General features: G+C 67.1%; 8 protein-coding genes and 1 pseudogene. 8 read left to right on the forward strand and 1 reads right to left on the reverse strand.

Annotated elements, in window-relative coordinates; genetic code table 11:
* Window positions 1–566: 566 nt before the first annotated feature.
* Window positions 567–2,444, reverse strand: a complete 1,878-nt coding sequence (locus tag ACIP6N_RS24560) for a LamG-like jellyroll fold domain-containing protein (protein WP_401818797.1) — start codon at window positions 2,442–2,444, stop codon at window positions 567–569.
* Window positions 2,445–3,529: 1,085 nt separating this feature from the next.
* Here ACIP6N_RS24560 and ACIP6N_RS24565 point away from each other — a divergent pair.
* The 8 genes and pseudogenes from ACIP6N_RS24565 (at window position 3,530) to ACIP6N_RS24600 (ending at window position 8,954) form a co-directional block, all read left to right on the forward strand.
* The gene (locus ACIP6N_RS24565) at window positions 3,530–3,805 is read left to right on the forward strand and encodes a hypothetical protein (protein WP_401818800.1); all 276 of its coding nucleotides are present in this window, start codon (window positions 3,530–3,532) and stop codon (window positions 3,803–3,805) included.
* 273 nt (window positions 3,806–4,078) lie between these two features.
* Window positions 4,079–4,891, forward strand: a complete 813-nt coding sequence (locus ACIP6N_RS24570) for a DUF6042 family protein (RefSeq protein WP_401818801.1) — start codon at window positions 4,079–4,081, stop codon at window positions 4,889–4,891.
* Window positions 4,888–5,451, forward strand: a complete 564-nt coding sequence (locus ACIP6N_RS24575) for a kinase (RefSeq protein ID WP_401818804.1) — start codon at window positions 4,888–4,890, stop codon at window positions 5,449–5,451. The genes ACIP6N_RS24570 and ACIP6N_RS24575 overlap by 4 nt, the downstream gene beginning before the upstream one ends.
* A 151-nt stretch (window positions 5,452–5,602) precedes the next feature.
* Complete coding sequence (locus ACIP6N_RS24580; RefSeq protein ID WP_401818805.1) at window positions 5,603–5,956, forward strand: hypothetical protein; 354 nt, start codon at window positions 5,603–5,605, stop codon at window positions 5,954–5,956.
* 2 nt (window positions 5,957–5,958) lie between these two features.
* Complete coding sequence (locus ACIP6N_RS24585; RefSeq protein WP_401818808.1) at window positions 5,959–6,183, forward strand: hypothetical protein; 225 nt, start codon at window positions 5,959–5,961, stop codon at window positions 6,181–6,183.
* A 482-nt stretch (window positions 6,184–6,665) separates the two neighbouring features.
* Window positions 6,666–6,878, forward strand: a pseudogene (locus ACIP6N_RS24590) (helix-turn-helix domain-containing protein); the annotation flags it as partial.
* Window positions 6,879–7,382: 504 nt separating this feature from the next.
* On the forward strand, window positions 7,383–8,360 hold the full coding sequence (locus ACIP6N_RS24595; RefSeq protein WP_401818845.1) for a dihydrolipoamide S-succinyltransferase: 978 nt from the start codon (window positions 7,383–7,385) through the stop codon (window positions 8,358–8,360).
* 3 nt (window positions 8,361–8,363) lie between these two features.
* On the forward strand, window positions 8,364–8,954 hold the full coding sequence (locus ACIP6N_RS24600; protein WP_401818810.1) for a hypothetical protein: 591 nt from the start codon (window positions 8,364–8,366) through the stop codon (window positions 8,952–8,954).
* Window positions 8,955–10,084: the final 1,130 nt, after the last annotated feature.

Genomic DNA, 10,084 nt, shown 5'->3' on the forward strand with positions numbered 1-10,084 from the left:
CAGCAATCCCTCACGGGCGCCACAGCTGGAAGAGCCTTCAATCGGGAATCGCGTCCACCAATTTCATGCTCTTCACCTCGTGGGGAAGGGCGACCGCCTCGCACAGCCCGCACGGACCGAGGAAGCGCGACAGCGAGACGGGCCCGGCTGCGCCAGAGCAGCACAGGCGCGAGCAAGGAGACTGTGCGTCACCGGCCTGCGGCCTGCGGAAACCGGTGCGCCCACCTGGACATCTTCTTGCGCCTGGTGACGAAGCCGCAACGGAAGATGTCATGGGGTGATGAGTAGTGACTTCGCCATCAGACGTGGGAGTTGAAGCCCCCGGCGGGGCCTGTGCCACTTGTCGAGGTGACGGCGCGACAGGGGAGGAGCCACTCCGCCGCGTGCTTCGAGGAATTGGTGTCAGTCAGTGAACATGACTGACGCGGTCAACGGGCCCGTTGGCGAAGGGAGCGAGACGTGCTGGTCGTCATAGCCGTTGAGTTCGTCGCGGGGTGTACAAGCAAGCTGCACGGATGACATCAGCCCCAGCCCCCGGCCGGGCCGGGGGCTGGGGCTGTCAAAGATCAGGCCGGAGGAGCGAGGAAGTCCTTCGGCTTGAGAGGCCGGTTGACGATGCGGGTGTCGCCGATCCAGCCGTAGAAGCCCTGTCCGAACTTCTCGTTGGACTGGGTGCCACCGATGACGAAGGGCTTGCCGACGGTGGCGATACCGTTCGACCTGCGGGTGGGGTTACGGGCGATCTTCGAGCCGTCGACGTACATCACGGTGTGCTCACCGTCGTTGACCATCGCGATGTGCATCCAGCGGCCGACCGGAACGGCGTGGCTCCACGACGTGGGGTCGGTGTCGTCGATGTACGGGTACGCGATGAACTGCAGGAACCGCTCGGGGGAGAGGTTCAGGCTGCAACTAGGGTCGTCCTGCGACCAACCGGTGGTCTTGCCGGCGTCACCGTTGCGCCCGGCCCAGCTGAAGATGCCCATCCAGTCGTGCTTGCCCTCGAAGGGCGCGGGCAGCTTGATGAACGTCTCGAGGGTGTAGCCCGAGGTGAACTTCTCATTGTTCAGCGGGGCCTTGGGCCCGGTCATGAGAACCGCGCCGCGGTCGGGCGACTGCCCGCCGTCGAAGAGCAGGCTCGCGTGCGCCGGCTGGCCCGCGTGGTGGTCCTTCGACCAGGTGAGAACTTCGGCGGCGCTGGTGTGCAGACGGCTGACGGTCAGGTCGTTGCCGTTGCCGGTCAGGTCGCGGGCGACCTTTCCGTCCTTCACCGGCTTGCCCGCCTTGGGCGCGTCCGGCAGGCCGGCGGAGTCGAAGCGCCAGTACGCGAGGGTGCCGCGCGGCATGACGGCACCGGCGGGGCGCGCGTCCTGCTCCTTGACGGGAGCGAAACCGGCGAAGCGCGCGTCGAAGTCGATGTCGAGGCTGAACCGGTCGACATCACCGGTCAGTTCGATGGTCTCGGCCTCGAGCAGCGTCCGCTTCTTCGGGTCGCGGGCGAGGAACCACGGCGAGAACGTCTCGACGTCGATGACATCGCGGGCGAGGTCGAAGTTGTACAGGCGGATCATGCCGGCGCCGCCGTAGTAGCGGTCCTGGTAGTTGGTGATGTGGACGTGGACATCGTTGCCCGCGTCGTTCTTCAGGACCGTACGGCCGGGCGGCCAGTAGTGTCCGCCCATGGTGAGGAAGATCTGGTCATTCGAGCGGATGAGCTGGTCCCAGATCCGCTGACCGTTGTCCGACAACTGCGCGGTGCCGTCGTCCTCGGCCCAGGCGATGTCATGGGTGGTGAGGATGGCGGGCAGCTTCTTGTGCTTCTTGAGCACGGACTGCGCCCACTTCACGCCCTTGTCGGAGATCCGCCAGTCGAGGGCGAGGATCAGCCACTCGCGGCCGCCGGCGTACAGCACGTGGTAGCTGTTGTAGCCGTCCGGGGAGGAACCGCCGAAGGTCGGCATGGGCTGGTAGCGCTGCGGGCCGAACGCGTCGAGGTAGGCGGACTTGCCGCGCTGGTCGTCGCCGCCGTTGATGTCGTGATTGCCGGCCAGGACGCTGTAGGGCACCTTGCCGTCGAGGGTGGTGAAGGTCTCTGCGGCCAGCTTGATCTCGTCTTTGGTGCCGTGCTCGGTGACGTCACCGAGGTGCGTCATGAACGCGATGTTCGCGGACCCGCGCTCGGACACGAGGTAGTGGAACGTTTCGCGGAGCGGCTCCGGGTCGGAGCTGTCGGCGTCGAAGAGGTACTGCGTGTCCGGGAGGACAGCCACGGCGAACCGGGGGCTCTCCGTCTGAAACTTGCCCCCGCCCGCTGCCGCCACCGTCGCTGCCTGAGCGGGCGCGCCGCCCAGCATCGTCACCGCCGCGCCCGCGGCGGGCACAGCGATCGCCGCTGCGAGCAGCGCCCGTCTGTCGACCTTCTTCTGGTTCTCTGCCGTACTCATGGTGCACTCCGTTGCTGGACGCTCTGTCAGCGGCAGTGTGCTGACCTGCTGTGTCCGCCCGGTGGCGGGCATCTGAACGGCAATGGCCATGCTTCGTACAAATGGGCAGGTCGGGTGGTTTTGTGGGACGAGAACAAGCCAACCCCCATTCCCCGGCCGAACGCGGAGGCACCACCATCTACGCGCCGGGGACGAACAGTTCCGCCCGAAAGCCGAACACAGGTATTCCCCCGCCTGCCCCGTCAAAACGGGCAACCACCGATAATGCCTTTTGAACACCTCCGCAGCTTCGAGTGCTCCACTCCGTCCCTGTCGCGCGGGGACGGTTGCCCGCTGTCTGACCTCAACTGCCTTGCGAGCCGGGCGAAGAGACACTGCCGAGGGAGGACGAGGCCGGTGACCGGCTGTCGCTGCGGCCTGCCCATACGCGGACTCCGCCCGCGGCCACACCTTCTGCTACGCCCTCCGATCACCCCACTCGGCTGCCGGGCGGTTGGCCAGGAGCCGCAGTGCGGGCCACCGAAATCCCCGAGGTTTCACCACCGGTGCTGTCCTGGGTGGTCTGCTGACGGACAGGCGGTTGGTCCTGCCGGGTGCCGCCAGTGTCAGGCTCGGCCTGCCGCCGATCGCCTCCGACCTCGCGAAGACCGGTGAGTACGGCTGGTCCTCCCCGGCAGCACTGATGTCGCCGGCCGTGTCGATACCCGGCAGCTCCACCAAGAGGCGGCAGTCACTCGGCCACCACAACCGGCGGTCCTGGTCGGCGGCCTCACCCGGAAACGGACCTCGACTCACGAAAAATCCCGGGGATGGACACGCGGTGGGTTGTTTCCTCAGCTTTTCCGCTGATGGCCCGTACTCGGTCGGGTGAAGGAACCCACCAGGGTGCCCGGGCGTAATGCCGTACAGCGTGCACAGCCGGGTCACCGGTCTCTCCGCCCTTGACGCCCCCGGAGCCCGGCTCTATAGAGGCGCCCGATCCAACGACCCCGCGCCCGCGACGGCACGAGATCAGAGCAGGGTCAACACCACGGAGAATCTCCTGTAGATCTGGCGTCATGTAGCCCAGCGACCTCAGACCGCTCATGGCCCGCCGCCAGGCCGGCGGATCCCCCTACAACTACAGCCAGTTCCGTGACGAGCCGGCACTGACCGCTCTTCAATGGCCGGACGACGCGCTGGAGCAATTTCCCTTCGACCACGGCGACGACGGTGCCTTCGCCCACGACTACGGCGGCACCGACCTGCACAACGCCACATGGCGGCTGGAGACGATCCCGGCCGCGGACTTCCACAGCATGCCGACCGGAGCGTCGGACGCCGACTGCATCGAAGGCTACGCCGAGAACCCGGTGCACTGAGTCACGGTCCGACCCCCGCAGGCCGGGCGATGCTGGGAAGAGCGCGGGACGCGGCTACGCCCGCCACTCCTCATCGACCGGCGCCTCCTGACCCCGTCGGACAGCGGACTGCAGGTCCGGCAAGGCCGCACGCGCGTCGGCGTCCTGCGCGGCCGCCTACGCGAAGAACTGCGCGTCACTCCAGAGCACCAGGCCTGGGTCGACGCCCGTGAGAGCGCTGCACTGTGATGGGTACGCTGCGAACCCCCAGCCGTTTTCGAGGAAGAGCTACAGGTGACTGAGAACCCGTCTGCGCGCGGCCCGCGCCGGGACTTGGCGATGCACAACGACTGGTTCGTCTCAGGCTGGAACCACGTCCTGCCCCGCCAGGGCCTCTCCCTGACCCTGCTGATCGGGACCGCCTGCCAGCCCGGCTTCACCGGCTCCCTGGACGACCTGGTGCACGAGATCTTCAACGGCCACTGGGACATGATCGGCGGCGACCTCGACAGCGCGCTCACCTTCTCGTGGCCCGACGAGGAATGGGACCACGAGAAGGCGCCAGAGGGCCGCGAAGCGTGCGAAGCGAGCCGATGGGAACAATTCGGCGCCATGCTGACGACCGCCGGCTACCCCGTCCCCACAACCGTGCGGGACCTTTCCGAGCTCTACCTCACATGGGGCCTGGCACACCGCCAGGAGACACCGTCCGGCCCCCGGTGGTCGATGCCCGCGGCCCTCCCGCTCCCCGGCGACCTGCTGCCCCTGGACGCCGAACTCACCAAGCTCCTCGACAAGATCCGCTGGACGCTGCGCACCGGCCCACTCGTCAACACCCTCATCAACCACCTGGTCGACGATCTGGGTGAACCGCAGGAGACCCTCACCTCCCTGGACCGTCTCGCGGACGCCACCAGCCTGGACGCCGATGACGTCCGACTCGCCCTCGCGGAACTCGTGGAGGACGGCGACGCCCGCGTACAGCGCGGCCAGGAGCCGGCCGACGCGGAACGCCTGGACGCACACCAGCGCTTCCGCCTGGTCATGGACTGGGAACACCTCCACGAGCACCGGATGCAGCTAAGTCTCACGGGCGACGACACGTGACGCCCAGCGCACCCGGCACGGTGGGGACCAAGGACACGCGCCTGATCGTGGTCCGCGGCAACAGCGCCTCGGGCAAGTCCTCCATCGCGGCCGGCCTGCGCGAGAAGTTCGGCCGCAACCTCGCCATCGTCGGCCAGGACAACCTCCGCCGGATCGTGCTGCGCGAACGCGACCGGCCCGGCGGCGCCAACATCGGCCTGATCGACCTCACCACCCGCTACGCCCTGGACAACGGCTTCCACGTCGTCATCGAAGGCATCCTGTACGCAGACCGCTACGGCACGATGCTCCATGACCTGGTACGCGCCCACCGCGGCATCTCACGCTGCTACTACGTTGATGTGCCGTACGCGGAGACGGTCCGCCGGCACGCGACGAAAGCCGATGCCGAGTACCTCCAGCACGTCACGCCCGACCACCTCAGCGACTGGTTCCGGGAGAAGGACCTGCTGCCCGACGCGTTGGAGACCGTCATCGACGCGGCCAGCACCCTTGACGACACCGTCCAGCAGATCCTGCACGAGAGCGGACTGGACCAGGTGCTCCCGATCGACCGCTGATCGTCCGACCGACCACCACCGGCCACGGGAGCGGCCCCGGATCCCAGCACTTGCACGCACGCCAGTGCGATGCTGCGCGCTTTGTGCTGACTCTCGCCTTGCTCACCCTGGGAGACTGGAGGCCACCATTTCAGCGGCGAGAAGCGAGCACATGGCGGCGAAGACGGATCCGGCGAAGTTGGCGCGGCAGGCCCGAGACCTGATCGAGGAGTTCAACTGCGTAGTGCTGGACGACGCGGAGGAGCTGCCGGTGCCCGCTCTGTCGGAAGCAACCCAGGCGCTGAAGTCGTTGGTTGACCGGCTGCCGCAGGCGTTCGAGCAGACCGCCGACGTCCTGGAGCTGCTGGCCGCCAACGACAAGATCACGTTGGAACAGGGCCGCAACTCGAAGGCCGAGGCGGCCACGACTGCCGCAGAGCTCCGGAACGCCGCGGCGGACAGCGAGCAGCTGGCGAAAAGCCTGTCCCACCCCGCCTCGGCCCTGTTCCTCATGGGAGGCCGCTAGACATGCCCGACCGGCCCTCGCCCGAAGAGATCGAAGCCGCCCGCACGCCCGCCGGCGGTTGGAAGCGCGACCAACTCGCCGCCTGGGGTGTCTCGTGGCCTCCGCCCAAGGGGTGGAAGGACGAGCTGATTGGGCGCTGGGAGGCCGCACAGCCAGACGGCGCACCGCCGCCCCAGCACCGACCGGCCCCGGCCGACTTCGCGCAGGACATGCTCGACTTCGGCTGACCCGACGACGGCGGGGCCAGACAGGATCACCCTGCCCGACCCCGCCGGTCGTTCCCGGCTGTTCACCGGCTGAGGTGGATGCGCGGCCCCCACGCGAACTCGAGGTCGTCCAGCAGGACGTCCTCCAGTTCCTTCTCCCACTGTCCGTGCAGACCGAACGGGTTGGTCCCCATACGCTCCAGGATGACCAGGGTCTCGGGTTACCGATCAGCGCGTACCGGCCGCGCGAGGCGGGCCTACTGCCCGGCCCTACGCGCGCAGCATCTCCTCCAGACGCGCACGATGCTGCTCCACGAATGCTTCCAGGCGCTCGATGTACCCAACGCCCGCTGGGCCGTTGAAGCCCGCAGCCTGTCGGTGGTCGGCTGCGGGCCCCGACGGCTGCCGGGACCCGCATCGCGACCCCATGACTCAAGAATATGCCCAATCAGCATTCTCTATGCGTTATTCGCATTTTATTGGGGTAGGGTGTGTTTGTGTTGATGGGTACTGAGGAGACGTTGCGGGTGACGGTGGCTGCGATTGTGCATCGTACGGGTGAGCAGCAGTCCGTTCTGGCCGAGGTGTTGGGGCTGACGCAGAGTCAGGTCAGTCGCAGGCAGCGCGGGAGGGCGACGTGGACGCTGACGGATTGTGATCGTCTTGCCGCTCACTGGGGGATGCCGGTGCTGGATCTCCTCGCGGGCCCGACGCACGCGCTGGCGAAGCTGCCCGCGGACCGCGTCACGCCCGGCGGGCAGCAGACGCTCGTCCCTCTCGACATCCCCTCGCCGCCACCCGACCGGACCCCGGCCCAGGCCCCGGCCCCGGCCCCGGCCCAGGCTCCTGCTCCGGCTCCGGTCGTGTCCCCGCCCTCGGGCTCGGCCTCGGGTTCGGTTCCCGTTGCGGGCCCGGCCTCGGGTCTGGCTTCGGCTCCTGCCCCGGCTCCTGCCTCGGCTTCGGCTCCTGCCCCGGCTTCGGGCGTGTCCTCGGCTCCTGCTCCTGCTCCGGCTCCGGCTCCTGCTCCGGCTTCGGCTTCGGCTCCTGCCTCGGCTTCGGCCTCGACCCCGCCCCCTGCTCCGCCCTCGGGCCCGGCCGCGCCCTCGGGCTCGGCCTCGGGCTCGGGTCCGACTCCAGTTCCGGTCGTGTCCCCGCCCTCGTCCCTGGCTCCTGCTCCGGTCGCGTCCCCGGCCCTGGTTCCCTCGGAGCCAGCGTCGGCCGTGCTGCTGGTTCCGAAGAGGGTGGCGCCGCCCGCGGGTCCGCTCGCGGACCGCGTTAATGGACGTGTCGGGGAAGAGCTCGCCGCGCATGGCGGTGACCGGGCGGCCGCGCGTGCCGCGCTCATCAAGACAGCAGTCCCGGACGTGATGGCGTTGTTCGCAGCGTCCCGGGTCGGTGGCCGCTACGAACACAGTGAGTTCCCGCCCACCGTCGAGATCCTGAAGAAGGCGTCACAGAAGGGCGCGGACCAGGTCTGGGAGGCCCGCCCGAAATGGCGCCTGGAGGAGCTCCACCGCGCCGCACGCGGCGGCCACGTCACTCTCGATGTCACCGCCCTGGACATGAACGCCGCCTACCTCTCAGCACTGAAAACATGGTTGCCGATCGGGAAGCTGGTCCACTCCGAAGGAGAGCACCACGACCCGAAACGCTCCGGTATCCACCGCGTCACCCCCGCCGCCTGGAACCAGCCGGACCTCCCCTCACCACTCGGCGCACGGAAAGTACCGGGAGACCTGTGGATCACGGAAGCAACCCTCCGACTTCTTTTGCGTTGCGCGAAGCTCGGCTATTGCGAGGCACCGGTCATTCATGAGTCGTGGACATCCGGCGCATCCGAGGGGCTGTTGGAAAAGATGCGCCGTACTCTCGCTGACGTACGCAAAGAAGCCATTACGAAGAATGATGAAGTGGCCCTGGAATACGTGAAGTCCATGTATTCTAAGTTCGTGTCGACGATCGGGGAGAGCAGCGCGAACCGGGAAATCCGACGCCCTGACTGGATGCACATCATCCGCTCCCAGGCATTCGCGAACCTGTGGCTCAAAGCGCATAAAGCACACACAGCGGGCCTGACGGTCGTTCAAATGTCCGGCACCGACGAACTCCACGTCGCCGGAGACTGGCAACAGGTCTTCCCACAGGGCCGCGACCTGTCCCAGGTCAAGGCCAAGACCATCTACACACTGGGGGAGTAGCCCATGGCCGGCGGAGCGACCGACCTGTGGGGCGAATGGCAGAAACACGGCGCCCAGGGCCTCAGCGGCGCGCAAGCCCTCGCCGGCGAACTGGACCGGATCACGCGTGAAGGCGGCATCGCCTCGCCCGTCACAACCCACCGCGGACTCTCCGCCCGCCTCCGCTACCTCAACACCCGCCCCGGCCGCGAAATCCTGCGCGAACACGGCGTCTCCGCCCGCCTGCTGCGTTCCTGGGAACGCGGGACACGCCCCAGTGCTCCGAAGCTGGAAGCGGTCGAGCGGGCCTATCAGGAGCGCCGCAGGGACAACCTGGTGCGTTCCGGTGCTCTCAAGCGGCTCCTCGACAACGACGGGCGTGGCCGTCGGATCGAGATCTATCCTGTCGATCAGACGGGCGTGGACGAGAGGTATCGCCGGCCGAACGTCAGTGAGCGCTCTGTGCAGGCTCGTTATGTCTGGGACGACATGGTCGATGCCTGGGGGAGGGGTGACATGCGCACCCTGGATGAGATCTGGGACGACATCATCACCGACCTGGATTCCGACTATGCGGCATACGCATATGTCGGTTCCATCGGAATCGGGGCCTGAGACCAGGGACTCCTGACAGCGGCTGGAGCTGGCTCGTTGAACACGGGGCGGGTCCGCCGGCCGGCGGACCCGCCCATCTGCGTGAGATCACCCCGTGGCCTCGCCCAGTGGTCTCACGACGATTACATGACCGCCATGGTCGATGCGCTGGCCGCATACGAGACTTGATCCCTCGATCTGGTCGACCACCGAGGACGACTCCGGTGCTGCCTCCAGTGGCCCGTTGGAGGCGGTCTCGGACTACGGGCGGTGTCTGCCTGACGTGGGATCAGTACGACGGGTGCTGTCGTTGGAGGCCGTTGGTGGTCGGAACATCTACGAGCTGTCCGAGGAGGTGCTGCTGTACGTTGACCACCCGCCAGGTCGCGGCCGACACCCAAGCGTGGCCCACGCACGGAAGGGACGGCTGGATGCCCGGCCCGTCTGTATCAGCGGGGACCGTTGGGCGAGGCCGCCGTGGACACCTGGGCATAAGCCCGGCTCTCTTCCAGCTGAAAATTGACGGTCAATCAGGATCTTCACCGGAACGGCCCTCGCTCACAGTCAAGGGCCATTCCGGTTTCCCTGAAGACGGCCCCGGGCACGGCTCCTTGCCTTTCGACTACCAGTCGAATGCGGGGCCGTGTGAGCGCCCGGTGCGGGAACACGGCCCGTCGCTGCATTCGGGCGCCCGGCCATATCTGTAGTGGAAAATCAAGTTTATCGAAGGAACAGATTCCGTCTTCGTGGAGGGGCTTTTTCCGCATACAGCTTCGCGAAATTGACGTGCCCGGCATCAGAGTTACATGACCCCTTGACACCAAAATTGGTGTAGACCACTTGACGATGGTCGGAAGAAGCTACGGCGCCTCCGGAGGAGGGGCCAACCTCGAACCAGCTACCTTGACATATCATCAGAGACGAACACTTCCTGTAATGGAAACGGCCCGTGAATCGAAGCCGCGAAAACTGGCAACAAGAACCAAGACCACAACGAACAGGCCAATACACCACATCTGACCAGCACAAACAAACACACCGGCAACCATCCCCGTAGCCAGCCAAGGTCAGGCCGGAGGCCGGACCCACGGGCCGAAGGCCCGGCCTCGACACCGAAGGTGACGAGGCATCAAGCGCCGAAGGCGCAAAGG

The organism is Streptomyces sp. NPDC088725, from assembly GCF_044751305.1.
Lineage (GTDB): Bacteria > Actinomycetota > Actinomycetes > Streptomycetales > Streptomycetaceae > Streptomyces.

Excerpts from the sequence above, each read along its gene's own strand:
- ACIP6N_RS24560 (WP_401818797.1), bottom strand. The coding sequence starts at position 2,444 with ATGAGTACGGCAGAGAACCAGAAGAAGGTCGACAGACGGGCGCTGCTC.
- ACIP6N_RS24600 (WP_401818810.1), top strand. The coding sequence starts at position 8,364 with ATGGCCGGCGGAGCGACCGACCTGTGGGGCGAATGGCAGAAACACGGC.
- ACIP6N_RS24585 (WP_401818808.1), top strand. The coding sequence starts at position 5,959 with ATGCCCGACCGGCCCTCGCCCGAAGAGATCGAAGCCGCCCGCACGCCC.
- ACIP6N_RS24580 (WP_401818805.1), top strand. The coding sequence starts at position 5,603 with ATGGCGGCGAAGACGGATCCGGCGAAGTTGGCGCGGCAGGCCCGAGAC.
- ACIP6N_RS24565 (WP_401818800.1), top strand. The coding sequence starts at position 3,530 with ATGGCCCGCCGCCAGGCCGGCGGATCCCCCTACAACTACAGCCAGTTC.